Annotated in this window: 27 protein-coding genes; 14 read left to right on the plus strand and 13 right to left on the minus strand. The window is 70.3% G+C overall.

Features of this window, described 5'->3' with window-relative positions:
- Positions 1-66: 66 nt before the first annotated feature.
- The 4 genes from ACXJJ3_RS09960 to ACXJJ3_RS09975 all read left to right on the plus strand — a co-directional run bounded on the left by ACXJJ3_RS09960 (position 67) and on the right by ACXJJ3_RS09975 (position 3,940).
- Positions 67-300, plus strand: a complete 234-nt coding sequence (locus ACXJJ3_RS09960) for a hypothetical protein (protein WP_458169682.1) — start codon at positions 67-69, stop codon at positions 298-300.
- 12 nt (positions 301-312) lie between these two features.
- The gene (locus ACXJJ3_RS09965; protein WP_458169683.1) at positions 313-915 is read left to right on the plus strand and encodes a cell wall protein; all 603 of its coding nucleotides are present in this window, start codon (positions 313-315) and stop codon (positions 913-915) included.
- A gap of 1 nt (position 916) precedes the next feature.
- Complete coding sequence (locus ACXJJ3_RS09970; protein ID WP_458169684.1) at positions 917-1,723, plus strand: MauE/DoxX family redox-associated membrane protein; 807 nt, start codon at positions 917-919, stop codon at positions 1,721-1,723.
- Positions 1,724-1,897: 174 nt separating this feature from the next.
- Complete coding sequence (locus ACXJJ3_RS09975; RefSeq protein ID WP_458169685.1) at positions 1,898-3,940, plus strand: PQQ-dependent sugar dehydrogenase; 2,043 nt, start codon at positions 1,898-1,900, stop codon at positions 3,938-3,940.
- Positions 3,941-3,945: 5 nt separating this feature from the next.
- On the opposite strand, the gene ACXJJ3_RS09980 is transcribed toward ACXJJ3_RS09975, so the two are convergent.
- The 3 genes from ACXJJ3_RS09980 to ACXJJ3_RS09990 form a co-directional block, all read right to left on the minus strand.
- Complete coding sequence (locus ACXJJ3_RS09980) at positions 3,946-4,296, minus strand: zinc-binding dehydrogenase (RefSeq protein ID WP_458171877.1); 351 nt, start codon at positions 4,294-4,296, stop codon at positions 3,946-3,948.
- Between the two features lie 151 nt (positions 4,297-4,447).
- Positions 4,448-4,777 (minus strand): alcohol dehydrogenase catalytic domain-containing protein, encoded by a 330-nt coding sequence (locus ACXJJ3_RS09985; RefSeq protein ID WP_458169686.1) that lies wholly within the window; start codon positions 4,775-4,777, stop codon positions 4,448-4,450.
- A 72-nt stretch (positions 4,778-4,849) separates the two neighbouring features.
- Positions 4,850-5,443, minus strand: coding sequence for a TetR/AcrR family transcriptional regulator (locus tag ACXJJ3_RS09990; protein WP_458169687.1), 594 nt, complete (start codon positions 5,441-5,443; stop codon positions 4,850-4,852).
- Positions 5,444-5,525: 82 nt separating this feature from the next.
- Between ACXJJ3_RS09990 and ACXJJ3_RS09995 the strand changes: the two genes are divergently transcribed.
- Together ACXJJ3_RS09995 and ACXJJ3_RS10000 are read left to right on the plus strand one after the other, a co-directional pair.
- The gene (locus ACXJJ3_RS09995) at positions 5,526-5,732 is read left to right on the plus strand and encodes a hypothetical protein (RefSeq protein ID WP_458169688.1); all 207 of its coding nucleotides are present in this window, start codon (positions 5,526-5,528) and stop codon (positions 5,730-5,732) included.
- Entirely contained in the window at positions 5,729-7,237 is a 1,509-nt protein-coding gene (locus ACXJJ3_RS10000; protein WP_458169689.1) for a carboxylesterase/lipase family protein, read from the plus strand. The genes ACXJJ3_RS09995 and ACXJJ3_RS10000 overlap by 4 nt, the downstream gene beginning before the upstream one ends.
- Here the strand turns inward: ACXJJ3_RS10000 and ACXJJ3_RS10005 are convergent.
- Complete coding sequence (locus tag ACXJJ3_RS10005; RefSeq protein ID WP_458169690.1) at positions 7,234-7,632, minus strand: hypothetical protein; 399 nt, start codon at positions 7,630-7,632, stop codon at positions 7,234-7,236. The genes ACXJJ3_RS10000 and ACXJJ3_RS10005 overlap by 4 nt on opposite strands.
- Positions 7,629-8,066, minus strand: coding sequence for an NUDIX domain-containing protein (locus ACXJJ3_RS10010; protein ID WP_458169691.1), 438 nt, complete (start codon positions 8,064-8,066; stop codon positions 7,629-7,631). Before ACXJJ3_RS10010 ends, ACXJJ3_RS10005 begins: the two co-directional genes overlap by 4 nt.
- Positions 8,067-8,171: 105 nt before the next feature.
- Here ACXJJ3_RS10010 and ACXJJ3_RS10015 point away from each other — a divergent pair, with 105 nt between their 5' ends.
- Positions 8,172-8,561: a VOC family protein gene (locus tag ACXJJ3_RS10015; RefSeq protein WP_458169692.1), complete on the plus strand. Its 390-nt coding sequence runs from the start codon at positions 8,172-8,174 to the stop codon at positions 8,559-8,561.
- On the opposite strand, the gene ACXJJ3_RS10020 is transcribed toward ACXJJ3_RS10015, so the two are convergent.
- Genes ACXJJ3_RS10020 through ACXJJ3_RS10030 form a run of 3 tightly spaced genes read right to left on the minus strand, consistent with a single transcriptional unit; the run spans position 8,552 to position 10,484 of the window.
- The gene (locus tag ACXJJ3_RS10020; protein WP_458169693.1) at positions 8,552-9,085 is read right to left on the minus strand and encodes a GNAT family N-acetyltransferase; all 534 of its coding nucleotides are present in this window, start codon (positions 9,083-9,085) and stop codon (positions 8,552-8,554) included. The genes ACXJJ3_RS10015 and ACXJJ3_RS10020 overlap by 10 nt on opposite strands.
- 4 nt (positions 9,086-9,089) lie before the next feature.
- The gene (sigJ, locus tag ACXJJ3_RS10025; protein ID WP_458169694.1) at positions 9,090-9,968 is read right to left on the minus strand and encodes an RNA polymerase sigma factor SigJ; all 879 of its coding nucleotides are present in this window, start codon (positions 9,966-9,968) and stop codon (positions 9,090-9,092) included.
- Positions 9,969-10,484, minus strand: a complete 516-nt coding sequence (locus ACXJJ3_RS10030) for a cupin domain-containing protein (protein WP_458169695.1) — start codon at positions 10,482-10,484, stop codon at positions 9,969-9,971. It lies immediately after the preceding gene.
- A gap of 156 nt (positions 10,485-10,640) precedes the next feature.
- Here ACXJJ3_RS10030 and ACXJJ3_RS10035 point away from each other — a divergent pair, with 156 nt between their 5' ends.
- The 3 genes from ACXJJ3_RS10035 to ACXJJ3_RS10045 are packed head-to-tail and all read left to right on the plus strand — an operon-like array spanning position 10,641 to position 15,136.
- Positions 10,641-11,063 (plus strand): iron chaperone, encoded by a 423-nt coding sequence (locus tag ACXJJ3_RS10035; RefSeq protein WP_458169696.1) that lies wholly within the window; start codon positions 10,641-10,643, stop codon positions 11,061-11,063.
- A 2-nt stretch (positions 11,064-11,065) separates the two neighbouring features.
- The gene (locus ACXJJ3_RS10040) at positions 11,066-11,998 is read left to right on the plus strand and encodes an alpha/beta hydrolase (RefSeq protein WP_458169697.1); all 933 of its coding nucleotides are present in this window, start codon (positions 11,066-11,068) and stop codon (positions 11,996-11,998) included.
- Positions 11,999-12,019: 21 nt separating this feature from the next.
- On the plus strand, positions 12,020-15,136 hold the full coding sequence (locus ACXJJ3_RS10045; protein WP_458169698.1) for a BTAD domain-containing putative transcriptional regulator: 3,117 nt from the start codon (positions 12,020-12,022) through the stop codon (positions 15,134-15,136).
- On the opposite strand, the gene ACXJJ3_RS10050 is transcribed toward ACXJJ3_RS10045, so the two are convergent.
- Genes ACXJJ3_RS10050 through ACXJJ3_RS10060 form a run of 3 tightly spaced genes read right to left on the minus strand, consistent with a single transcriptional unit; the run spans position 15,120 to position 18,090 of the window.
- The gene (locus ACXJJ3_RS10050) at positions 15,120-15,863 is read right to left on the minus strand and encodes an ABC transporter permease (RefSeq protein ID WP_427895742.1); all 744 of its coding nucleotides are present in this window, start codon (positions 15,861-15,863) and stop codon (positions 15,120-15,122) included. The genes ACXJJ3_RS10045 and ACXJJ3_RS10050 overlap by 17 nt on opposite strands.
- On the minus strand, positions 15,860-16,798 hold the full coding sequence (locus tag ACXJJ3_RS10055) for an ATP-binding cassette domain-containing protein (protein ID WP_458169699.1): 939 nt from the start codon (positions 16,796-16,798) through the stop codon (positions 15,860-15,862). The genes ACXJJ3_RS10050 and ACXJJ3_RS10055 overlap by 4 nt, the downstream gene beginning before the upstream one ends.
- Positions 16,795-18,090, minus strand: coding sequence for an MFS transporter (locus ACXJJ3_RS10060; protein ID WP_458169700.1), 1,296 nt, complete (start codon positions 18,088-18,090; stop codon positions 16,795-16,797). Before ACXJJ3_RS10060 ends, ACXJJ3_RS10055 begins: the two co-directional genes overlap by 4 nt.
- Before the next feature lie 94 nt (positions 18,091-18,184).
- Here ACXJJ3_RS10060 and soxR point away from each other — a divergent pair, with 94 nt between their 5' ends.
- Entirely contained in the window at positions 18,185-18,676 is a 492-nt protein-coding gene (gene soxR, locus ACXJJ3_RS10065; RefSeq protein ID WP_458169701.1) for a redox-sensitive transcriptional activator SoxR, read from the plus strand.
- Here soxR and ACXJJ3_RS10070 read toward each other — a convergent pair.
- The gene (locus ACXJJ3_RS10070) at positions 18,653-19,237 is read right to left on the minus strand and encodes a TetR/AcrR family transcriptional regulator (RefSeq protein WP_458169702.1); all 585 of its coding nucleotides are present in this window, start codon (positions 19,235-19,237) and stop codon (positions 18,653-18,655) included. The genes soxR and ACXJJ3_RS10070 overlap by 24 nt on opposite strands.
- Before the next feature lie 81 nt (positions 19,238-19,318).
- Between ACXJJ3_RS10070 and pdhA the strand changes: the two genes are divergently transcribed.
- The 3 genes from pdhA to ACXJJ3_RS10085 are packed head-to-tail and all read left to right on the plus strand — an operon-like array spanning position 19,319 to position 22,538.
- The gene (gene pdhA / locus ACXJJ3_RS10075) at positions 19,319-20,374 is read left to right on the plus strand and encodes a pyruvate dehydrogenase (acetyl-transferring) E1 component subunit alpha (protein ID WP_458169703.1); all 1,056 of its coding nucleotides are present in this window, start codon (positions 19,319-19,321) and stop codon (positions 20,372-20,374) included.
- Positions 20,371-21,363, plus strand: coding sequence for an alpha-ketoacid dehydrogenase subunit beta (locus ACXJJ3_RS10080; protein ID WP_458169704.1), 993 nt, complete (start codon positions 20,371-20,373; stop codon positions 21,361-21,363). Before pdhA ends, ACXJJ3_RS10080 begins: the two co-directional genes overlap by 4 nt.
- A gap of 11 nt (positions 21,364-21,374) precedes the next feature.
- Complete coding sequence (locus ACXJJ3_RS10085; protein ID WP_458169705.1) at positions 21,375-22,538, plus strand: dihydrolipoamide acetyltransferase family protein; 1,164 nt, start codon at positions 21,375-21,377, stop codon at positions 22,536-22,538.
- On the opposite strand, the gene ACXJJ3_RS10090 is transcribed toward ACXJJ3_RS10085, so the two are convergent.
- Positions 22,531-23,400 carry a helix-turn-helix transcriptional regulator gene (locus tag ACXJJ3_RS10090; protein ID WP_458169706.1) on the minus strand — a complete coding sequence of 290 codons (870 nt, stop codon included), beginning with the start codon at positions 23,398-23,400 and terminating at the stop codon, positions 22,531-22,533. The genes ACXJJ3_RS10085 and ACXJJ3_RS10090 overlap by 8 nt on opposite strands.
- Positions 23,401-23,440 lie beyond the last annotated feature (40 nt).

Consider the following 23,440-nt stretch of genomic DNA (forward strand, 5'->3'; position numbering starts at 1 on the left):
GCGTGGCCGAACACGTCGGACGCGTGCTACGCGATCACCCATCCGGACACCTGCGGATTCACCGGGATGACCCGGCGGACGTGCGGGTTCAAACACGCCACCACCAACCTGTGCAACGGAAAACGGGTCGTCACCTCGATCGCGGACTGCGGTCCGCAGACCGACCTGTTCTGCGGCGAACGTGCCTGCTGCGGCGGCACGTGCGCCGCGAACCGCCTGCTCGACCTCACTCCGGCCGCGTTCTCGTCGATCGCGAGCCTGAGCGCCGGTCTGATCCCCGCGAACATCGACGTCGGCTGAGGAGTGATTCGGATGACCGCAACGATGGACCGCCGCTCACTCCTGTCCCGCGCCGCCCTCGGCGCGACCGGCCTGATCGCCGCCACCGCGATGGGCTCGCTCGCACCGGAGACCGCGTTCGCGGCCGGCACGCAGTACCCCGACCCGGGGCAGCCGGACCCGAACTTCGCCGAGGGCCTGATCACCGGCCGGAACCAGGATCTCCTGCAGGTCAAGGGATCCGACGGCCGGCTGCACCGGATCCAGTTGACCGGTGTCACCAGTGTCTGGAAGCTCCGCCCGACCACCATTGACCAGGCGAAGATCGGCGACGGTCTGTACGCGCGCGGCGTACTGCTGCCGGACGGGATCCTCGCGGCCGAGGCGATCTGGGTGAACATCGTGAACCTGACCGTCGCGATCACGTCGATCAGCCGCACCGGCGTGGGGTTCGACCACCACGGGCAGAAGGTCGTCGGACATCTGCAGTCCGGCACGACGGCCGCCGTGTACAACGGAACGCCCGCGGTCTCGGACCTGTCGATGCTCAAGGTCGGCCGGCACGCCCAGGTGATCGGCGCCTGGCGACCGGGCACCAACGAGATCGACGTCGCCACCATCTACACCTCGAACTGACATGAGTACCGCACAGCCGCTGCTGATCGGCTTGATACTCCTCTGGTCGGCCTACGCCAAGTTCAGATCCCCCGGCGAGGCAGACCGTACAGCCCTCCCCCGACTCGTGGGCCAGTCCCGCGCCAAACCCGCCTATCTGTCCGTGGCGGCCCTCGAGGCAGTGATCGCCCTCGCGCTGCTCCTACCACCCTTCTGGGCGATCGAGGCCTTCGCCGCTGTCGCACTGTCCACCGGCTTCGTCGGCTTCCTGATCTACTCGAAGGTCGTCGTACCGGAGGCCTCCTGCGGCTGCGCCGGAAAGTCCGCGAAACCCGTCGGATACCGTGCGATCGCCCGCGCCTCGTTGCTCCTGGCAACATCGGTCGCGGCGACGTTCGCCACCACCGGCTGGTGGTCGGCGGGTACGGCGCTGCTCGTCCTGGTCGTCGAGGCGGCAGCGTTCGCGATGCTGTCGGCGGAGCTCGACCGGTACTGGCTGCTCCCGCTACGCCGGTTCCGGATCCGGCTCAGCCACCCGTACGCCGGCACCGCGTCCGACGACACCCCGCTCGCCGCCACCCAGCGGCGGGTCCTGCTCAGCCCGGCGTACCGCGCGGTCGACGGGTTGCTGCGTTCCGACATCCACGACTACTGGGACGACGACGACTGGCGGTTCGTGAGCTACGCCGCCAACTACGACGGCCTGCGCGCGACCGCCGTGTTCGCCGTACCGCACCAGGACTCCACGCCGGAGTCCATCCGGGTCGCCGTGGTCGGCGACGACGGGCTCACGCTGTACCGCCCGACCGTCCTGGCGACGACGGGGTAGACCCGGACCCCCGGCCCATCACAATCGCACCGCAGCCGCTCCCGGCACGCTCGTCGTGCCGGGAGCGGCGTCATTGTGATGGCCTGGCGGTCCCACGCTGTTGACAGACAATCATTAGGAAGCTTTCCTAATAGTCACTGCAGCTCCTCCGCCCCGAATCACCAGGAGACCCGCATGACATCCCGCCTGCTCGCGGCAGCGATCGCACTCGCCGCCGGCGCGCTCACCCTGACCGCGCCACCATCCGCCACCGCCGCCTCCACCGACTACCAGGCCGAGGACGCGACCATCTCGCAAGGCGTCGTCGAGTCCAACCACACCGGGTTCACCGGCACCGGCTTCGTCAACTACGACAACCTCGCCGGCGGGTACGTCGAGTGGACCGTGACCGCACCCGCCGGCCCGGCCGACGTCACGCTGCGGTACGCGAACGGTACGTCGGCCACCCGCCCGCTGGACTTCACCGTCAACGGGCAGCCCGGCGCCGTCGGCATCACGTTCCCCGGCACCGGCGCGTGGACGACCTGGAAGACCAAGACCGTCCGCCTGCAACTGACCGCCGGGACGAACAAGATCCGCGCCCGCGCGACCAGCGCCGACGGCGGCCCGAACGCCGACAAGCTGACCGTGACGCCGACCTCCGACGACAGCACGCCCCCGTCGGCGCCCGGGAACCTGACCGTCAGCGACCTGAAGCCGAACGCCGCGACGTTCCACTGGACCGCGGCCACCGACGACGTCGGCGTGGTCCGGTACGAGATCAACCGCGGCGGCAACGTCCTGAAGGTTGTCGACGGCAACACCTTGTCCGGAACCGTGGACACGTTGACGCCGAACACGTCGTACGACATCTCGGTCGGCGCGTTCGATGCCGCGGGCAACGCTTCGCAGCAGAGCAACGTGGTCACGTTCAGCACGCCCGGGAGCGGCGACACGCAGCCGCCGACGGTCCCGGGGAACCTGCATTCGACCGGTCTCACCGCGAACAGCGTGTCGCTGGCGTGGACCGCGTCCACCGACAACAGCGGCAGCATCGCGGCGTACGACGTCTATCAAGGGTCGACGAAGGTCGCGTCGACGGGTTCGCTGACCACGACGGTGACCGGGCTGACCGCGAACACCGACTACACGTTCACGGTCAAGGCCCGCGACCCGGACGGGAACGCGTCGGCGGCGAGCAACGCGGTCACGGTCCGTACGTCGGCGACCGGCAGCGGCGGGATCCCGGCATACGACAAGGACATCGCGAAGGTCGACCTCGGGTGGAGCGTCGCGTTCCTGCCGGACGGGTCCGCGCTGGTCACCGAGCGGGACCGGTTCGAGGTACTGCGGGTGACACCGAGCGGGCAGAAGACGACGCTCGGGAAGGTGCCCGGCGTGGTGACGACCGACGGCGAGGGCGGCCTGCTCGGGGTCGCGCTGTCGCCGGACTTCGCGACCGACCACTGGGTGTACTTCTACCACACGGCGTCCGGCGACAACCGGATCGTGCGGATGAAGTACGAGAACGGGAAGCTCGCCACCACCTCCTCGCCGGTGCTCACCGGGCTGGCGAAGAACCGGTATCACAACGGCGGGCGGATCGCGTTCGGCCCGGACGGGAAGCTGTACGCGACCGTTGGTGACGCCAAGAATTCGGGCAACGCGCAGAACAAGAACTCGCTGAACGGCAAGATCCTGCGGATGAACCCCGACGGCACGCCGCCGTCCGACAACCCGTTCTACAGCAGTGGCGGCAACGCCCGGTACGTCTGGAGCTGGGGCCACCGCAACCCGCAGGGCCTCGCCTGGGACTCGCGCGGTCAGCTGTGGGCGTCCGAGTTCGGCGAGAACAGCCAGGACGAACTCAACCTGATCCAGAAGGGCGGCAACTACGGCTGGCCCGCCTGCGAAGGCACCATCGGCGACTGCGGCGGCTACATCGCCCCGAAGCGCACCTGGCCGACCTCCCAGGCCGGGCCGAGCGGCATCGCGATCGTCAACGACTGGATCTACATCGCCGGCGTCACCGGCGAACAGCTCTGGGTCACGAAGATCAACGCGGCCGGCACCGGAGTCGGCACACCCCAGGCCGTCTTCTCCGGCCGCTGGGGCCGTCTGCGCAGCGTCACCCACACCCCCGACGGCGGCCTCTGGCTGACCTCCACCAACAACGACAAGAACGGCGGTACGCCGTCGACCATCGACAACGTCATCGTCCGGCTCAAGTTCTCCTGACGCGGTCAGGGCAGCAGCAGCGTCTTGCCGACCGTCCGGCGGGCCTCGATCGCGGCATGCGCTGCTGCTGCGGCCGACAGGGGGAAGGTCTGCCCGACGGTGGGCGAGATCCGGTACTGCGCCAGTTCGTCGAGCGCCCGGCGGGTCAGCTCCCGCCACTCGCCCGGATCCGGCTGAAAGATCCCGATCAGCGTCACGTCGTCGCGAGCCTCGGCCGGCGCGGTGAACTCACCACTCGCCGCGCCGTACCCGAGGAACCGGCCGCACCGAGTTCCTTCGCGCGCTGCAGCTTGGCCGCGCCACGGGCGGCGGCCACCGCTGTCGCACCAGTTGCTGAGAGCAACGGGATCAACCAGCTGCCGAGGCTGCCCGCGGCGGCCGTCACCAACGCGCGCTCACCCGCCACCACGGCGCCTCGCTCAAGCTGCGCGAGCGCCGTCGCCCCGTCGTGCAACGCCGCCAGCGCCACTCCGAGCTCCACGCCGTCCGGCACCGCGAACACTTCCGTCACCGGTACGGCGACCTGCTCGGCGTACCCGCCACCTTGTAGGTTCCCACGCCGCCGGTGCCGGCGATCACCCGTTCACCGATCCAGGCCGCGTCGACGCCGGCGCCCACCGAGCGCACCACGCCGGCGACACCGGCTCCGGGCACGAACGGCGGCTCGAGCGTGAAGTGCTCCTGTCCCCAGCCCGCCCGCAGCTGGGTATCCAGGAACAGCACCTCGGCCGCCTCGACGCCGATCACGACCTGACCGGCCACGGCCTCCGGTCGAGGCGCTTCCACGGCCTCCAGCACCTCGGGCCCACCGAACTCCCGCACGCGAGCGACGCGCATTCCCGACACCACCTCAACTCGACAGGCCTCCGACCTAGAACCTGAACCATGGTTGAGGTCAACCGCGACGAACTAGTGCGCCGGGCCGAGGACCCGCTCGAGGATGCGGTCGAGCATCCGCAGGGCGTGCTCCTCGTCGACCTGGCCGAGCAGCATCTCCGCCTGCAGACCGAACGCGAACGCGATCAGCAGCTCCGCGTCCGCGAACGCGTCGCCGGCCGCGATCGCGGGGTCCGCGCTCAGGATCGACGCGAGCAGCGACTCCAGCGCGGGGTCCGTGGTCCGGGCGATCTCCCGCAGTTGCGGATCGGTGAGGAAGCGGACGAAGTACGCCGACTGGACCAGGTACCGGCGGCGGCGGTCCTCGTCGAACGGCAGCAGTTCCAGCAGGATCGCCCGGACCAGTTCGCGGGGCGGAATGTCGTTGCCCAGGGCGCCGATGCGCTGCTGGGCGGTCGCCTCGGCATCGGCATTGAGGATCTCGAGCGCCGCGAGCAGGAGCGCCGTCCGGTTGCCGAAGTAGTACTGCACGAGCCGCATCGAGACGCCGGCCTCGTCGGCGACCTGCCGGAGGGTGACCGCCTCGAGCCCCTCCCGCTCGGCCAGCTGCCACACCGCCTCCGCGATCTGCCGCCGCCGGCGCGCCTTGCGCTCCTCGCTCGCCATGCCCGCCTCCAGTTCTTGATGCGATCGTACCAAAACATGCTATGGTGCGATCGCATCAACAATCTCGGAGAGGAGCACTGTCATGTGGACCGGCCTACTGGTGGTGGGGATGGTGGTGCTGGCGATCGGCGGCCAAGGCGCGATCCGGCTGCTGATCGACCACGACAACCGCGGCCTGATGAACTGGCTCCCCGGCGGCTTCACCGGTGCCCTCGTCGCTGACCTCGCGCTGGTCGTCATCGGCCTGGCCCTCGGCGCGGTAGCCGGCGCCCGCCGGACGAGCGAATGATCACCCGACGGCTCGTCCCACTGGCCGCCGCCACCGCCCTGCTCTTCGCCACGTCCCCGCCCTCGTCCGCACTCCCCTCGACACCGACGGTCCGCGTTGCGGAGGGGGCCTTACGTGGTGTCGAGGACTCGTCGAGCGTCCGCTTCCTCGGCGTACCGTTCGCCCAAGCCACTCGTTGGAACCTCCCCCGCCCGGCCGCGCGCTGGAAGGGCGTCCGAGCAGCGACCACCCCAGGTGCGGTCTGCGAACAGGACCCGGCAACGCTCGAGCCAGGTGCGAAAGCCAGCGAGGACTGCCTCTACCTCAACGTGACCGCACCCCGCCGGCCGGCCAGCCGGCCACGGCCGGTGATCGTGTACCTCCACGGCGGCGGCTTCGTGCAAGCCAGCGGCTCGTACCTCGACGCCCGCCGGATGGCTGTCCTCGGCGACGTCGTCGTAGTGACGCCCAACTACCGCCTGGGCATCTTCGGCAACCTGGCGCTTCCCGGCATGCCGGAGGTGAACCTCGGCCTGCAGGACCAGCTCGCCGCGCTCCGCTGGGTCCAGCGGAACATCCGCGCGTTCGGCGGCGACCCCGCCAACGTCACGCTGTCCGGCGAATCGGCCGGCGGCATGAGCACCTGCACCCAGCTCGCGTCCCCGGCCGCCGCGGGCCTGTTCGCGAAGGCGATCATCTCGAGCGGCTCGTGTACGACGACGTACGCGCCGTACTCGGTGGACAGCCGCGTCCCCGTCGAGGTCAGCACCTGGAACGACCGTGCGGCGACCGACGCGATGGGGATCGCCGCCGCGAAATCGCTGGGCTGCAGCGACGTACGGACCGCCCTCGCCTGCCTGCGCCGTCTGCCGGCGGAACGGCTCGTGCCGTTGACGAGCCAGTTCGGGCTGCTGTCGATCGGTACGCCGACCGTCCCGCAGGCGCCGGGTACGCACCTGCGCGCCGCGTGGGCTCGCCGGGTCCCGGTGCTGGCCGGCAATACCGCCGACGAGCACCTGAGCTGGATCCTTCCGGCGTACCCGGGGGCGACGGCGGCGACGTACCGGCAGCTCGTCCGTTCCAGCTTCGGCGCGCACGCGGCAGCCGTCGAACGTGAGTATCCGCTGCGCCGGTACGCGTCGCCGATTGTTGCTCTGGGCCACATCTACTCGGATCGCAACTGGATCTGCCGTACCGCCGAGGCGCAGCGGGTGTACGCGCGGACGGCGCCGACCTCGACGTACCTGTTCGCGGATCCGGAGGCTCCGACGATCGACGGCACCGACGTACCGCGGCCGTCGACGCCGCATGGGTCGGACGTCGCGTACACGTTCCCGGATCCGGCGATCCCGCTCACCCGTGCGCAGCGTGCGGTGGGCGACCGGTTCATCCGCGCGTGGGCGACGTTCGCTTGGAGTGGCACGCCGAGGGCAAGCCAGCCGCTGGCCTACCAGTTCGCTCCGCGGGACAGCTGGGTCGATCTCGACACAACCCATCACTGTGCCTTCTGGCGAGCTGTGGGCTAGGTCAACACGAACTGCTCGCATTCCGGGTGGAAGCTCGCGGCGCGGTGGACGGCTTCGGGGAGCGGGACGTCGTACGTGCGGAGGAAGAGCAGGTTGGTGACGAAGGCGAGCGCGGCGGTGCCGTCCGGGGCACCGGTCGGGGCGATGTAGTGCGCGACGCCGGCGGTGTGGAACGCCGAGGCGAGGGCGTTGGTGTCGCAGCCCAGGTTGATGATCGTCTTGCCGGTGAGGCGGGCGTCGGCGGCGGTGAGCTTGCCGGGCTCGGCGCGGGAACCGGTCCAGTGGACGGTGGTCCGGTAGTTGAGGCCCTCCGTGACCGCGCGGACGGCGTTGGCTTCGAGGACGTCGTCGACGGCGATCATCGTGAGGTTCTGCTTCGCGACGTACGGCATCATCGGGGCCGGCCGAAGTCGGTGTAGGTGGGGCAGCCGGTGGTCAGGGCGTGTTCGGCCGCGGCGAGACGGCGGGTCATCGAGGGCCGGAGGTGCGGAGCGGCCTCGTCGAGAGTCAGGAAGTGGTAGGCGCGCGCCTCGGCCGGGTCGAGCGTGAGCGTCGGGGCGTCGAGGACACCACCGTCGAACACGAACGCGAGCGCATCGGACCACGGCCCCTGCGCCGGGATCCAGTCGACGACCAGAAGCGGCCCGATCGGCAACTCGAGCCCGATCTCCTCCGACACCTCCCGGCAACACGCGTCGTACGGCGACTCATCCTCCTCGACGATCCCACCGGGGATATCAAGCGTCGGCTTGTAGGTCGGCTCCAGAAACAGAATCCGCCCGGCGACATCACGGATCAGCGCCCCACCGGCCGCCGTCTTCCGGGGCATCCGAGCGGCGATCCCGGGATTGAACTCTTTCTCCGGCTCACCATCGGCCGCAAGATCACTGTGTCGGTCCACTCCCCTAGTGTCACCTGAGAAGGAGGTACACCGATGCTCAGAGGACGAACCGCGAAGGGGCACTGGTTCGGAACGGTGATCGACGCACCGGATCCGCAGGCGCTCGGCCTGTTCTACCACCAGGTGCTCGGCTGGGAGATCCACCACAACGAGCCGAACGAGTTCGTGCTGGCTGTGCCGGGCAACTCCGAGACCTACCTGGCCTTCCAGCCACAGACGTCTGCACCGTGGGAGCGGCCGGTCTGGCCGGCGGCCGCGGGACGGCAGCAGATGATGATGCATCTCGACATCGAGGTCGGGGACCTGGCGGCTGCCGTCGAGCACGCGCTCGAGCTCGGTGCCACGCTCGCCGAGTCCCAGCCGCAGGCGAACGTCCGGGTGTTGATCGACCCGGCCGGCCACCCGTTCTGTCTCTACACCTGATCCAGGCGGCGGGTCATCCAGATCGAGTTGCCGCGGTCCGCGTCTTCGGTCACCCGGCCGCTGTGTTTGAAGCCGAGTTTTTCGAGGACGCGGAACGACGGGGCGTTCCATTCGCGGACGGTTGCCCAGAGGCGTTTGCGGCCGGTCCGGGCGGCGGCTTCGAGTACGGCGCGGGCCGCCTCGGTGGCGTAGCCGTTTCCGTGGGTGCGTTGGGCGAGCTCGTACGCGATCTCGGGTTCGTCGTACGTCGCGTTGCCGACCGTGAGGCCGCAGTACCCGAGGAATTCGCCGGTACTGCGCAGCTCGATCGGGAGCAGGCCCAGCCCGGGATCCGCGGCGAGCGGGTTGGCGGTCAGCCAGCCGCGGATCTCCTCGACCGTCGGGTTGCCGTCGGCATCGATCCGGCGGAGGGCGCGGTGGTCGCGTTCGGCCCACAGCGCGCGGTAGTCCTCGGCGTCGGACGGCCGCCAGCGCCGCAGCGACAGGCGTTCGGTGGTCAGCTCGGCCGGGAAGTCGTCGTACACGCCGTCAATCTAGTTGGCCGCGCAGGTACGCCAGCTTGTCGGGGTTCAGAACGGCGCGGATCGTGGCGATGGCACCGTCGTGGAGCTCCGGGACGAGTACGGCGGTCAGCGCGCCGGACTCGCGGACGACGACGGCCGGTGCATTGTTGACAATCCGCACATCGAACGAGGCGGTCACTGCGCGCGGACCGGCGGCCAGGCCGGCCAGGTAGTGCGCGGCGTTCGACCGGCCGAAGATCGGCTCGCGGGCGGCGATCGCCTTGTCGCCGCCGTCGGCCCAGATCGCGGCGTCGGCCGACAGCATTGCCTCCAGTGCCTTCACGTCGCCGTCGACGGTCGCCGCGATGAATCGCGCCACCAGCCGCGACCCGTCCGCGGGCCGCGCCTCGAACCGGCGGTGCGCGTCCCCGACCCGGGCGAGCGCGCGCCGGTACAGCTGGCGCGCGTGCGCCTCGTCGACGCCGAGCACCGCCGCACTGTCCCGGTGCGGGTACCCGAACGCCTCCCGCAGGACGAACACCGCGCGCTCCGGCGGCGTCAGTTTCTCCAGCAGTACCAGGAATCCGAGCGACACCGTGTCCTTCAGCTCCACGGCCTCCGCCGGGTCATTGCCGGTGGCAACCGGCTCCGGCAGCCAGGGGCCGACGTACCGCTCCCGCCAGGCCCGGGCCGAGGTCAGCCGGTTCAGGCACAGGTTGGTGACGACCGTGGTCAGCCAGGCGGCCGGCCTCGCCACCTCGGCCCGCCGGGACCAGCGCAGGTACGCGTCCTGCACCACATCCTCGGCCTCGCTCGCCTCGCCGAGCATCCGGTACGCGATCCCGAACAGCCGGGGCCGCTGCTGCTCGAACTCCGCGACGTCGTCCACAACCCCGATTGTCATTCATCCCTCCGGGAACGCGACGATCCGCTGTCGCTCCCCCGCGCGCTCGGCGAGTTCCTGGCGCCACGTCGGATTGTCAACAAAATGATTGTCGAACCGGTCCGCGGTCGCGAGGACCTCGTCCGGCGACGCCTCGCCGCGCCGGATCCGGTCGCCGAGCCGGAAGTACTCGAAGCGGCTGTTCCCGGGAGCCTTGACGATCAGTACGTCGGCACCGGTCTCCAGCGGCGTACCCCACGCGTGGTGCATCAGCGGCGGCACCAGCAGGTAGTCGCCCTTCGTCACGGTCAGTACCTCGTCGCCGGCCAGGATGCGGAGCGCGCCGTCGAGCAGGTAGAACATCTCCGGCGACTCCTGGTGGAAATGCGGCGGCGGACCGTCCACGCCGGGGCCGAGCGTGGTCCGGACGACGTTCATCACCCCGCCGGTGTGCTCCGCGTCGGCGATCAGCCAGGTGTTGTTCGGTGCCGCGCCGAGCCGTTCGGCGCCGGCGCCGCGGGTCAGGACTGCCTTCATGTCTGCCTCCTCGTTGTCCTGCCCACCTGACCGGGCGGCCCCGTCGATTCGTGACGTGATCGCGGTCACGTCCGGATCAATCAGAATTCGAGAAGCGCCCGGAGTGCCGCGGCTCCTAATGTTCTGAGCAACGACGACGAACCGAGAGGCACTCCGATGGCGACCACGAAGAAGAAGTCCTACAGTGGTTTCACCAAGGCCGAGCAGGACGCGATGAAGGAACACGCGAAGGAGCTGAAGAGCACCGTCGACCCGGCCGTCGCCCAGGCCGAGAAGATCGCCGGAATGGCCGACGCGGACCGGGAGATCGCCGAGCGGCTGAACGAGCTGATCCTCGCGGCGGCGCCCGAGCTCAGCCCGAAGCTCTGGTACGGCATGCCCGGCTGGGCGCTGAACGGCAAGCTGATCTGCTTCTTCCAGGACGCGGCGAAGTTCAAGTACCGCTACGCGACGCTCGGCTTCAGCGACAAGGCCCAGCTGGACGACGGTGACATGTGGCCGACCTCGTACGCGCTGAACCGCCTGACGCCGGCGCTCGAGAAGCAGATCGTCGCCCTCGTCAAGAAGGCGATCGGCTGACCATGCCGGATCCCATGGTCGATCGGGTGGCCGAAGCGTTCGGTGTGCTGGTCGGCGGTGGCCTGGCCCGACGGGAGCTGGACCGCGGCGGCGGCCGGATGCTGCGCTGGGTCGAGGCCGGGAGCGGTACGCCGGTAGTACTCGAGGCCGGGGCGATGTCGCCCGTGGCGGCGTACGCCGCGGTGTTCCGCGAACTGGCGCGCGACCACCGGGTGATCGCGTACGACCGGGCCGGGTACGGCCTGAGCGATCCCGCCCCGCTCAGCGTCGGCCAGCAGGTCGACGACCTCGTTGCACTACTCGCCGCGGTCGGCCCGGCGGTACTGGTCGGCCACAGCTGGGGTGGACTGCTGGCGCAGTACGCGACGTGGGAACGACCTGACCTGATCCACGGCCTGGTGCTGCTCGACCCGTCCCACGAGTCGTACTGGGACGAGATGGAGCCGATCCAGCCCCCGGACCGAACCAAGCCCCCGGCAGCCGACACCCGCTACGAAGAACTAACAAAAGCAGCTCATGAACTGGCAGAAGATGTCAGCCGAAGCCTGTCCACCAACGCGGGGCAGGGCGGCGGAGCCGCCGACGCGTGGACGGACGGCGCATCCGGGCGCCCCGACCTGGTTGGAGTCTGTCTCTCCTATCTCGTGGGTGATGAGCGGTTGTTCACCTACCTCGAGGAGTTCCCGATGATTGTCGGCAGTCTTGGGGAGCTGCGGGCCCGGCGGGAGCGGGGTGTGTGGACGGGGCTTCCGGTCGTGTTGCTGACGGCTACCAAGGAACGGCTGGCCGAGTGGACGCCGCGGGTGATCGCCGCGCAGGAGCGGCTCGCCGCCGAGTGCAAGGGCAGGCATCAGGTGGTTCCGGAGTCGGGGCATTACCTGCAGGTCGACGTACCGGAGCTGGTGATTGCCGCCGTGCAGGAGGTTCGTCCCTGAGCGCGTGGCAAGATCTGGTGGGTGTGGATCGGGATGCTGGGGTCGTTCGAGGTGCGGGGCGATGGCGGGGACGTCGTCGACGTGCCGGGCGCGCGGTTGCGGGGGTTGCTGATCGCGCTGGCGCTCGATGCGGGGCGGGTGGTTCCGAAGGCGACGCTGGTCGACTGGATCTGGGGTGAGCAGCCGCCGGCGGACGCCGCGAACGCGCTGCAGCGCCTGGTCTCCCGGCTGCGCAAGCTGCTGCCGGTCGAAGGGCATACGGACGGTTACCGTCTGCAACTGGACCCGAACGACGTCGACGCGCTCCGCTTCGAGCGCCTGCTGACCCGCGCCCGCACCGACCAGAACGTGCAGGCCGTCCACCTTCTCCGCGAGGCGCTCGGGCTCTGGCGCGGGCCCGCGATGCAGGACATCGGCCTGACCGAGAGCGGCGCGTTCGACGCCGCGGTCACCCGCCTCGACGGCCTCCGCCTGGCCGCGCTGGAGGATCGGTACGACGCCGAGATCACGCTCGGCAACGGCTCCGAACTCGTCTCCGAGCTGACCGACCTGGTCGCCGCGCACCCGGTCCGCGAGCGCCTGGTCGCCGCCCTGATGCGCGCGCTGGTCGCCTCCGGCCGCGACACCGAGGCGCTTCGCGTGTACGAGCGGACCCGCGAGATCCTCGCCGACGAGCTCGGCGTCGACCCGTCGCCGGAGCTGTCCGCGCTGCACGTCGCGCTGCTCCGCGGCGAGCTGGTCCGCCGGGACGAGCGGCGCAACACGAACCTCCGCGAGGAGCTCACGACGTACGTCGGCAAGGACGCGGACATCGCGGCGGTCCGCGACCTGGTCGCCGGGCACCGGCTGACGAGCCTGATCGGACCGGGCGGCTCGGGCAAGACCCGGCTCGCGACCGAGACCGCCCGGACGATGCTGCGGGACCTCCCCGACGGCGCGTGGATGGTCGAGCTGGCCGCGATCGGCGCCGACGGGGACGTGGCGCAGGCGACGCTCGGCGCGCTGGCGCTGCGGGACGCGCTGCTCGGCGACGTACCGGAGGCGGACCCGACGGATCGGGTGATCGCGGCCGTCCGGGAGCGGTCGATGCTGCTGATCCTGGACAACTGCGAGCACGTGATCGAGTCGGCGGCGAAGTTCGCGCACCGGGTGCTCGGCGAGTGCCCGCGGCTTCGGGTGCTGGCCACCAGCCGGGAGCCGCTCGGGATCACCGGCGAGGCGTTGTGGGCCGTCGTACCGTTGGAGCTCCCAACGGAGGCGGCGGATCCGGCCGAGATCGACGCGTCCCCGGCGGTCCGGCTGCTGCAGGACCGGGCGAGCGCCGTCCGCGCGGATCTCGCGTCGGACCCGGTGACGATGGCGCGGATCTGCCGTGCGCTGGACGGGATGCCGCTGGCGATCGAGCTGGCCGCGGCGCGGTTGCGGACGATGTCGCTCGAGCAGCTGGCGAACCGGCTCGACGACCGGTTCAGGCTGCTCACCGGCGGCAGCCGTACGGCGCTCCCCCGGCACCGCACGCTCCGCGCTGTGGTCGACTGGAGCTGGGAACTGCTGTCCGACGCGGAGCGGTCGGTACTGCGCCGGCTGGCCGTGTTCGCGGGCGGCGCGAGCCTGGAGGCAGCCGAGCAGGTCTGCGCCGGCGACGACGTCGAGGCGTGGGAGGTCCTCGATCTGCTGACGGCGTTGACCGAGAAGTCGCTGGTCGTGACGAAGGGCGATCAGCGGTACCGGTTGCTCGGCACGATCAAGGAGTACGCGCAGCAACGGCTCGACGAGGCGGGCGAGACCGAGCGGACCCGCCGTACGCATCTGGCCTACTTCACCGAGCTGATCGAGACCGCGGACCCGCACCTGCGACGTACGGAACAGCTGGAATGGCTGGCGACGCTGGAGCCCGACCACGACAACATCGCCGCCGCGATGCGGGGCGCGCTGGCCGCGGGCGAGGCCGTCGGCGCGATGCGGCTCGCCGCCGGGGCGGGCTGGTACTGGTGGTTCGCCGGGCACAAGGTCGAGGGCAACGAGTTCCTGCTCGCGGCGCCCGCGCTGCCGGGCGAGGTACCGGACGAGACGCGGGCCGTGGTGTACGCGTTCGTCACCGGGATCATGACGTCCGGCCGCGGTCGCGACGAGTACGACGCGGAGGACTGGATCCGGAAGGCGGCCGAGATCAGCCGGCGGATCGACAACCCGCATCCGGCGGTGACGATGTCGCAGGCGCTGGAACGGCTGCTGGACGGGCCGGACCAGTTCGTGACCGCGTTCGAGCAGCTGCTGACCGACGACGATCCGTGGGTCCGGGCGCTGGCGCGGCTGCAGACCGGCAAGATGCGGATCATGCTCGGCGACGGCGACCAGGGCGCGGATCGGGCGCTCGCGACCGCGGCGGAGGAGTTCCGGGCGATCGGTGAGCGCTGGGGTATGTCGTTCGCGCTGACCGAACTGGCGGACCGGGTGGCGGTGCGCGGTGACTTCACCGACGCCTGCGAGTACTACGAGCAGGCGATCGCGGTCGCGGCGGAGGTCGGCGCGACCGAGGACGTGGTCCGGATGCGGTCGCGGCAGGCGCAGCTGTACTGGCTGGCCGGCAACGAGGACGCGAGCGCGGCGGCGATGGCCGAGGCGCAGCGCAAGGCCGAGCGGGTCGCCTGGCCGGAGGCGCTGGTCGAGCTCGCGCTGTGCAAGGCGGAGCTCGCGCACTGGAAGGGTGACCTGGCGGAGGCGCGCCGGCAGCTCACACAGGCGACGACGTTGCTCGGCCGCGAAGCGGAGCGCGCGAACCTGCGGGCCACCATCGAGGACCGGCTCGGCTACCTGGCGACCGATCCGGAGGAGGTCCGGGCGCACCGGAGCGCGGCGTACCAGGCGGCGGTCGAGGGCGGGCACCTGCCGGGGATCGCGCAGATGCTGGTCGGGATCGCGGACCTCGCGCTGCGGACCGGCGCGGACGAGCGGGCCGCACAGTTGCTCGGGGCAAGTACTGCGGTCCGCGGGCTGGCGGACCGGTCGAACCCGACGGTCGAGCGGATCGAGCAGGAAACGCGCCGGCGCCTCGGTGACACGAAGTTCACCGAGGCGTCCGACGCGGGCCGGGAGGCGAGCTGGCAGCAGCTGGTCGAGGTCACGCTCGCTTCTTGAACGTCGAGGTCGCCCAGACGTAGCCGACAACCGCGATCCCGAGGCACCAGGCGAACGCCGCGATCAGGTCGCCGGTGTGCGGTGCGCCGTTCAGCAGCCCGCGCAGCGACTCGATGATCGGCGTGAACGGCTGGTACTGCGCGAACTGCTTCACGCCCGGCCCCATCTTGTCGGCCGGCACGATCGCGCTGCTGAAGAACGGCAGCATCACCAGCGGTACCGAGGCGAGACCGGCGGTCTCCGGGCTCTTCGCGAACAGCCCCAGCGCGACGGTCAGCCACGCGGTCGCGACACCGAGCAGTACGACGAGACCGATCACGCCGAGCCACTGCGCGAAGCTCGCCGACGGGTCGAACCCGAGCGCGAACGCGACCCCGATGATCGCGGCGATCGCGATCAGGTTGGTCAGCACGCTGGCGATCACGTGCCCGGTGAGGACCGCGCCGCGCGGCACGTCCATCACTTTGAACCGGTTGATGATGCCCTTGGTCATGTCGGAGTTCACCGCGGTCGCGACCGCGCCGAGTCCGTAGCAGACCGCCAGCAGGAGCATGCCGGGTGTCGCGTAGTCGACGTACGGGACGCCGACGCTGAACGCGTCGCCGAGCATGTAGACGAACATCAGCATCACGACGACCGGCATCAGGACCGCGTTGAACACCGACGTCGGGTTCCGGGCGATGTGCTTGAGGTTGCGGCGCAGCATCACCATCGAGGGGTTCTTCATTTCGCTACTACCTCCGTGGTGTCGTGGCCGGTCAGGGCCAGGAAGACGTCGTCGAGATCAGGGGTGTTGACGGAGAACTCGCCGGCGTTCAGCGCGTACTCGTCGAGGCGGTCGAGCAGGCCGCGGACGGACCGGGTACCGCCGTCGCTCGGGACCCGCAGCGCGAGCGCGTCGTCGTCGCGGGTCGCGTCCGGGAAGATCCGGGCGGCCGCGTCCAGGTCCGCGGCCGAGTCGAAGCGGAACCGGACGTGGGTGCCGGGCAGCTGCCGTTTCAGCTCGTCCGGGGTGCCCTGGGCAACCAGCCGGCCCTTGTCGAGGACGGCGATCCGGTCGGCCAGCTGGTCGGCCTCGTCGAGGTACTGGGTGGTGAGGAAGATCGTCACGCCGTCGGCCAGCAGTTCGCGGATGATCGTCCACATGGTCCGCCGGCTGCGTGGGTCCAGACCCGTGGTCGGCTCGTCCAGGAAGATGATCTGCGGGCCGCCGACCAGCGTCATCGCCAGGTCGAGCTTGCGGCGCATGCCGCCGGAGTACGTCGCCGCGGTCTTGTCGGCCGCCTCCGTCAGCTCGAAGCGCTCCAGCAGATTGTCGACAATCCTCTTGTCGGCCGTGACCGGGCTCAGGTCCACCATCAGCTGGAGGTTCTCGCGCCCGGTGAGCAGTTCGTCGACGGCCGCGAACTGCCCGGTGACGCCGATCGCGGACCGGACCGCCTTGGCCCCGCTCGCGACGTCGTGCCCGGCGACCCGGACCGTACCGCCGTCGGCCTTGATGAGTGTGGTCAGAACATGCACCGTCGTGGTCTTGCCGGCCCCGTTCGGACCCAACAGCGCGAAGACGGTGCCCGCGGGAACATCGAAGTCGATGCCGTCGAGCACGGTCTTGTCACCGAATGCCTTGCGCAGTCCTGCGACCGCGATCGCCGAAGTTGTCATGGGAACACCTTCAGCGGCCGCCCTGACACGCACCTGACACGCCACCTACACGGTGTCAGCCCCGGTGTCCGCCCGCAGAATGAGGGCAGCCACGGCGACGCTCGACACCAGGCAGACAGCGCTGACCGCGAGCTGAGTGGCGTGCCAGGAGCCGGTGAACGCGGCCAGCTCGGCATCCCGGCGATCACGAGCGCCTCGGCGGCGCCGCGCAGCGTGTTCAGGAATCCGGCCGCCATCCCGACCGCGTCCGCCGGGACCAGGCTCATCGCCTGCCCGTCGGTGATGCCGAACGAGGCACCCATGCCGGCCCCGATCAGCAGCAACGGTACGGCGACCGCCACGCCCGTGCGCTCCGGCCGAAGCAACAAATTGCCAACCACAACCAATGCAAGCGCCACGAGGATCAGCACACGAGCCGAAACACCCTTGTTCACAAGCGTCACAGCCACCATAGGACAGACCAGGACAGGTGCGGTAAGCAACAACATGGCAAGTCCCGCGGCCGCGGCACTCATCCCGGTCGCCTGCAGGTAGGTCGGCAGGAACACCAGGACGCCGAGGAACCCGATCGAGGTCGTGAGCGTGGCCAGGCTCCACCCGAGAAACGCGCGGTTCGCCACCAGTACGGGCGACAGGACCGGGTTCGGGCTGCGTCGCTGGACGAGCGCGAACGCGGGCAGCGCGAGCAGGCCGGCGATCAGGGCCCCGAGGACGACCGGGTCGGTCCAGCCGCGGGCCGGCGCCTCGAGGACGGCGTACATCAGCAGCGTCAGCGCCAGGACGAACAGCAGGCTGCCGATCCGGTCGGTGGCGCCGCCCGGAGAGCGCGACTCGGGTACCCGGGTCGCAGCGAGCGCGACCAGGACTCCGACGACCGCAAAGACGACGAAGCTGCCGCGCCAGCCGGTGGCGGTGATCAGCAGTCCGGACAACGTCGGCCCGGTCGCGATCCCGATGCCCGCCATCGTCCCCATCAGCGCGAAGGCCCGGTTCCGGGCGACGTCGGCGAGAGCAATCGACGGACTCAGCGCGGTGCCGAGGAAGCCCGCGGCGAACACGGTCGCGGCGGTCACGAAGACCCGGCGCCGCCCGAGCCGGTCGGCGGCCGTACCCGCGGCCAGGGTGATCGCGGCGAAGGCGAGGTTGTATCCGGCAACCACCCAGTTGAGCGGCGATCCGGCAGCGCCGAGGTCGGCGCCGATGCTGGGCAGCGCGACCGCCGTACCGGAGATCGACAGGGCGACCAGCACCACGCCGACGAGGACCACAGGCAGAACTCTTGCCGTCTTCACGGCGGCAGCTCAGCGCCTCAACCGCGGTTCAGGGGCAAGTCTTGACCTTAACCGCGGTTGAGCCTCTAGCGTCGGCGGCACGATGGAGAGACACGTGGACACGACCGTGCCGCTGACGATCGGCGAAGTGGCGCGGCGCACCGGCGTACCGATCTCCGCGCTGCACTTCTACGAACGCAAAGGGCTGATCGTGTCCAGCCGCGACGGCTGCAATCAGCGCCTGTACGCGCGGCACATGTTGCGGCGGATCTCCTTGATCGTGGTCGCCAAGCGGCTTGGTGTGCCGCTCTCGGACCTCGCTGCCGTGTTCGAAGGACTGCCGGACAATCATGCGCCGACGCATGAGGACTGGCAGCGCATGTCACGGTCGTGGCGGCGTCAACTGCAAGAGCGCCGGCGGATCCTCGAACAACTGGAACACGAACTCACCGGGTGCATCGGATGCGGCTGCCTGTCGATGAAGGCGTGCGCACTACTCAACCCGGACGACGCGTTGCAGGACGAGGGGCCGGGGCCGGTCCGCCTGCAGACACGACGAGAGCGGCGTTCCTGGGCCCGGGACTCAGAGTGCGCCGATGGTGGCTAGCGCGGCGCGGGCCTGGGCAGCGGCAGCTTCGCGGGTGGGTGCTTCGCGGAGTCCGAGCAGGCGCCGGCGATGTTGCTCGCCGAGGAGGAGCCCGAACAGCGCCTCGGCCCGCTCCGCACGGTCGCCGTCGGTGGACGGCAGGCGTTCGCGGAGGGCGGCGATGTAGGTCTGCGGACCGTCCTCGTAGAAGCGGGCCGCGAGGTCGGGGAAGCTGCGGGCCTCGGTAATCATCAGGCGGTGCAGGCCGATCGCCTCGTCGGAGTGCAGGGCGAAGACGATCTTCGTGGCCAGTCGCTCGAGAGTGTCCTGCTGGTCGGGCTGTTCGAGGGTCCGGCTGCGCAGCCGTTCGACAGCGGCCAGGAAGATCTCGGTGCGGTCCCCGAAGTACGCGTAGATCGTGCGCTTGGTGACCCGCGCGGCGGCGACCACGTCGTCCAGCGTGACCTGGGCGAACCCGTCCGCGATCAGCAGCCGGACGGCCGCGTCCAGGATGTCGTCCCGGCGTTGCGCGCGCTCGGCCGCGGTCGGGCGTCCGCGCTTGCGCGCGCCGGTGTCCGCCATCTCCGTACCCCTCCTGTTCGACAACGTCTGCGCCAATCCTATAATGAAACGTATTTCGTTTCATTAAGAGGAGGCGCCCGCATGCCCGCAAGCAAGGCCCGCCCGCCGAAACGTCTGGCCCCGCTGCCGGACGCGCAGTTGCTGGCGTTCTACCGGCAGATGGTGCTGGTCCGGCGGTTCGAGGAACGCGCGGCGCGTGCGTACACCGAGGCGCGGATCGGCGGCTACTGCCACCTGAACCTCGGCGAGGAGGCCACCGTCGCCGGGCTGATGGCCGCGCTCCGGCCGGATGACTACGTATTCACCAACTACCGCGAGCACGGGTACGCTCTCGCCCGCGGGATCGCGCCGGAACGCGTGATGGCCGAGCTGTACGGGCGCACCGACGGGGTGTCGAAGGGCTGGGGCGGGTCGATGCACATGTTCGACGTCGGCGCCCGGTTCATGGGCGGGTACGGGATCGTCGGCGGTCAGGTGCCGTTGGCAACGGGCGCGGCGCTCGCGATCGACTACCGCGGCAGGGCCGAGGCGGTGCTGTGCCTGATGGGCGACGGCACCACCAACATCGGCGCGTTCCACGAGTCGCTGAACCTCGCCGCGCTGTGGGGGCTGCCGATCGTGTACGTCGTGGTGAACAACGGGCTCGGGATGGGCACGACCGTCGAGCAGTCGTCCGCGGAACCCGAACTGTACAAGCGCGCGGCGGCGTACCGGATGCGGTCGGCGCGGGTCGACGGCAACGATCCGGCGGCCGTGTACCGGGCGGCCCGGACGGCGCTCGCGGGTGCGCGGAAGGGTACGCCGTACCTGCTGGAGGCGGTGTCCGAACGGCTCAAGGGGCACTCGGTGGTCGACCCGGCCCGGTACCGCACGCGCGCCGAGGCGGAGGCGTTGAAGGCGGCGGATCCGGTGGCGGCGTACGCCGTCCGGCTGCATGAGCGCGGGCTGCTCACGGACGAACTGATCGCGGAGATCGACGGCGAAGCGCTGGCGGCCGTCGCGGCGGCGGCGGAGTTCGCGGAGGCGAGTCCGCATCCGGAAGTGTCGACCTTGTTCGACCACACGTACGCGACGCCGGTGCCGAACGACTCGCGGCGGTTGCCCGGCGACGCGCTCTTCCCGGCGGTGTCCGCATGAGCGTGATCAGCTACCGGCAGGCGCTGCACGACGCGCTCCGGTCCGAGCTGTTGCGGGACGAGGACGTGTTCCTGATCGGCGAGGAGATCGGGCGGTTCGAGGGGTCGTACAAGATCACCGCCGGGATGCTCGCGGAGTTCGGGCCGCGGCGGGTCCGGGACACCCCGATCGCCGAGGAAGGTTTCACCGGCGCCGCGATCGGGGCCGCGATGCTCGGGCTGCGGCCGGTCGCGGAGATCATGACGATCAACTTCTCGCTGCTCGCCCTCGACCAGATCGTCAACCATGCGGCGAAGATCTACGGGATGTTCGGCGGGCAGGCCCGGGTGCCGATGGTGATCCGCACCCCGGGCGGCGGCGGGCAGCAGCTCGGCGCGACGCATTCGCAGAACATCGAGCTGCACTACGCGTTCGTACCGGGGCTGAAGGTGGTCGCGCCGTCGAGCCCGGCGGATGCGAAGGCGTTGCTGCTGGCGGCGATCCGGGACGACGATCCGGTGCTCGTACTGGAGAATCTCGCGCTCTACAACACGGTCGGCGAGGTGCCCGACGATCTCGGGCCGGCCGAGATCGGCAAGGCTGCCGTCACGCGGGCCGGGGCCGACATCACCGTGGTCGCGTACTCGCGGATGGCGGCGGTCGCGCTCGAGGTCGCCGAGCAGCTCGCGCCCGAAGGGATCGACGTCGAGGTCGTCGATCTGCGCAGCCTGCGCCCGCTGGACCGGGAGACGATCGTCGCGTCTGTCCGGAAGACGAACTGCGCGGTGGTGCTGGAGGACGACTGGCTCACGTACGGGATCGGCGCGGAGGTCGCGGCGACGATCGCGGACGGCGCGTTCGACTGGCTGGACGCGCCGGTACGACGGGTCGCGATGGCGGAGGTGCCGCTGCCGTACTCCAAGCCTCTGGAGACCGCGGCTCTTCCGTCCGCCGCCGACGCCGTCACCGCGATCCGCGAAACCCTCGCGGCCGTCTCCCGCCACCCCTGAAAGGACTCCCCATGACCGACATCCTGATGCCCCGGCTGTCCGACACGATGACCGAAGGCACCATCACCACCTGGCACAAGTCCGCCGGCGACGAGATCAAGGCCGGCGATCTGCTGGTCGAGATCGAAACCGACAAGGCCCTGATGGACCAGGAGGCGTACGAGCCCGGCACCCTCGCCGAAATCCTCGTCCCAGAAGGCGAAACCGCGCCGATCGGTACGCCGATCGCGCGCCTCACCACAGCAGCATCACCCGCAGGACAACCGGCGGAAGCGTCGGGCGGATCCGCCGGCACGACGCTGGCACCGGACGACCCGAAGACAGCAGGCGCAGGAGCGAGAGCGGTTGGTGGGCGAGTGGTGGGGTCGGCTCTTGTGGAGGGGGTGGGGCGCGTGGTGGCTACTCCTTTGGTTCGGCGAGTGGCTCGGGAGCGGGGGATTGACTTGGGCGCGGTTCGCGGGAGTGGCCCGGGTGGCCGGATTGTGCGGGCTGATCTTGAGGTAGTGCCGTTCGACGGGGTACGGCGGGTCGTGGCCGAGCGATTGGTGGGCAGTAGCCGCGAGGTGCCGGCGTTCTGTGTCACGGCGTCGGCCGACGTGGGAGCGCTGGTCGAACTGCGCAGGCAGATCAACGACAACGGCGTACGGGTGAGTTTCAACGATCTGCTCGTGCGGGCCTGTGCGTTGGCGTTGCGAGCGTGGCCGGGAGTGAATGCTTCCTACTCGCCTGACGACGGCGGGCAGACGTTGCTGCACCAGCGGGTGCACATCGGCGTGGCGGTGGCGTCGGTGGGCGGCCTCGTGGTCCCGGTCGTGCGTGACGCCGACCGACTCTCGGTCGGCACGATCGCGACCACAACCCAGGAGCTGATCGCCAAAGCAAAGGACCGCAAGCTGACCCCGGCAGACTTCAGCGACGGCACCTTCACGATCAGCAACCTGGGGATGTACGGCGTCGAGCACTTCACCGCGATCATCAACCCGCCGCAGGGCGCGATACTCGCGGTCGGCGCCGTCACCGACGAGCTCGCCCTCGACGACGGCGTCCTCGCCACCCGCAAACGCCTCACCTACACGCTGACCGCCGACCACCGGATCATCGACGGCGCCCTCGCCGCCGAGTTCCTCCGGGCCCTGACCGGCATCCTCGAATCCCCGCTGCGGATCGTCACCTGAGCCCAGAGAAGTTGCCCGCAGCAAGCGACGCCAGTAGCCGGAGCTTCTCCGCGGACGCCGATCCGGGCTCGGCCGTGTAGAGCATCAGGATCACGCCTGGGTCGGCGGTGACCGCCAACTCCTCGTACGCCAGTGTCAGGTCCCCGACCTCCGGATGCCGGAACCGTTTCGTCCCGGTTCCGTGCGTCCGGACGTCGTGCGAGCCCCACAACCGCCGGAACGTCTCGCTCTGCGTGGAGAGCTCGCCGACCACGTCCTGCAGCGCCCGGTCGTGCGGGTCGCGGCCGGCCTCGGCGCGCATGATCGCGACGCACATGTGGGCGAACAGGTCCCAGTCGGGGTAGAAGTCGCGGGACGCCGGGTCGAGGAACTGGAAGCGGGCCAGGTTCGGTGTCCGGCCGCCTTCGCCGATCACCGGCGAGTAGAACACCCGGCCGAGCGCGTTCGTGGCGAGCAGGTCCTGCGCGGGGTTGCGGACGAACGCGACGCCGTCCGTGATCGCCTCCAGCGCCCACTGCAGGCTCAGCCGTGACGCGGGCAGCGCAGCCTGCGGGCGCCGCGGCCGCCCCGACGTCGGGATGCCGTCGGCGGCCCGCGCGAGGTCGAGCAGGTGTGCGCGTTCGGTCTCGTCCAGGTTCAGCGCCCGCGCGATCGCCTCGAGTACGGCGGACGACGCCCCGGCGATCGCACCCCGTTCGAGCTTCGCGTAGTACTCGATGCTGACCCCGGCCAGCGTCGCGACCTCGCTCCGCCGCAGCCCGGGCACCCGACGCCGGCCGACGTTCGGCAGCCCGACGTCGGCCGGCGTCAACTTCGCCCGCCGCGAGGTCAGGAACTCCCGGACCTCCGCCTTGTTGTCCATGCCATCGACAGTACCGGCGTCACCCCCGCTGAGGGATGTA

Source organism: Kribbella sp. WER1 (genome assembly GCF_054189145.1).

Excerpts from the sequence above, each read along its gene's own strand:
- ACXJJ3_RS09960 (WP_458169682.1), top strand. The coding sequence starts at position 67 with ATGACCCGGCGGACGTGCGGGTTCAAACACGCCACCACCAACCTGTGC.
- ACXJJ3_RS09965 (WP_458169683.1), top strand. The coding sequence starts at position 313 with ATGACCGCAACGATGGACCGCCGCTCACTCCTGTCCCGCGCCGCCCTC.
- ACXJJ3_RS09970 (WP_458169684.1), top strand. The coding sequence starts at position 917 with ATGAGTACCGCACAGCCGCTGCTGATCGGCTTGATACTCCTCTGGTCG.
- ACXJJ3_RS09975 (WP_458169685.1), top strand. The coding sequence starts at position 1,898 with ATGACATCCCGCCTGCTCGCGGCAGCGATCGCACTCGCCGCCGGCGCG.
- ACXJJ3_RS09985 (WP_458169686.1), bottom strand. The coding sequence starts at position 4,777 with ATGCGCGTCGCTCGCGTGCGGGAGTTCGGTGGGCCCGAGGTGCTGGAG.
- ACXJJ3_RS09990 (WP_458169687.1), bottom strand. The coding sequence starts at position 5,443 with ATGGCGAGCGAGGAGCGCAAGGCGCGCCGGCGGCGGCAGATCGCGGAG.
- ACXJJ3_RS09995 (WP_458169688.1), top strand. The coding sequence starts at position 5,526 with ATGTGGACCGGCCTACTGGTGGTGGGGATGGTGGTGCTGGCGATCGGC.
- ACXJJ3_RS10000 (WP_458169689.1), top strand. The coding sequence starts at position 5,729 with ATGATCACCCGACGGCTCGTCCCACTGGCCGCCGCCACCGCCCTGCTC.
- ACXJJ3_RS10005 (WP_458169690.1), bottom strand. The coding sequence starts at position 7,632 with ATGATGCCGTACGTCGCGAAGCAGAACCTCACGATGATCGCCGTCGAC.
- ACXJJ3_RS10010 (WP_458169691.1), bottom strand. The coding sequence starts at position 8,066 with ATGCCCCGGAAGACGGCGGCCGGTGGGGCGCTGATCCGTGATGTCGCC.
- ACXJJ3_RS10015 (WP_458169692.1), top strand. The coding sequence starts at position 8,172 with ATGCTCAGAGGACGAACCGCGAAGGGGCACTGGTTCGGAACGGTGATC.
- sigJ (WP_458169694.1), bottom strand. The coding sequence starts at position 9,968 with ATGACAATCGGGGTTGTGGACGACGTCGCGGAGTTCGAGCAGCAGCGG.
- ACXJJ3_RS10030 (WP_458169695.1), bottom strand. The coding sequence starts at position 10,484 with ATGAAGGCAGTCCTGACCCGCGGCGCCGGCGCCGAACGGCTCGGCGCG.
- ACXJJ3_RS10035 (WP_458169696.1), top strand. The coding sequence starts at position 10,641 with ATGGCGACCACGAAGAAGAAGTCCTACAGTGGTTTCACCAAGGCCGAG.
- ACXJJ3_RS10040 (WP_458169697.1), top strand. The coding sequence starts at position 11,066 with ATGCCGGATCCCATGGTCGATCGGGTGGCCGAAGCGTTCGGTGTGCTG.
- ACXJJ3_RS10050 (WP_427895742.1), bottom strand. The coding sequence starts at position 15,863 with ATGAAGAACCCCTCGATGGTGATGCTGCGCCGCAACCTCAAGCACATC.
- ACXJJ3_RS10055 (WP_458169699.1), bottom strand. The coding sequence starts at position 16,798 with ATGACAACTTCGGCGATCGCGGTCGCAGGACTGCGCAAGGCATTCGGT.
- ACXJJ3_RS10070 (WP_458169702.1), bottom strand. The coding sequence starts at position 19,237 with ATGGCGGACACCGGCGCGCGCAAGCGCGGACGCCCGACCGCGGCCGAG.
- pdhA (WP_458169703.1), top strand. The coding sequence starts at position 19,319 with ATGCCCGCAAGCAAGGCCCGCCCGCCGAAACGTCTGGCCCCGCTGCCG.
- ACXJJ3_RS10080 (WP_458169704.1), top strand. The coding sequence starts at position 20,371 with ATGAGCGTGATCAGCTACCGGCAGGCGCTGCACGACGCGCTCCGGTCC.
- ACXJJ3_RS10085 (WP_458169705.1), top strand. The coding sequence starts at position 21,375 with ATGACCGACATCCTGATGCCCCGGCTGTCCGACACGATGACCGAAGGC.
- ACXJJ3_RS10090 (WP_458169706.1), bottom strand. The coding sequence starts at position 23,400 with ATGGACAACAAGGCGGAGGTCCGGGAGTTCCTGACCTCGCGGCGGGCG.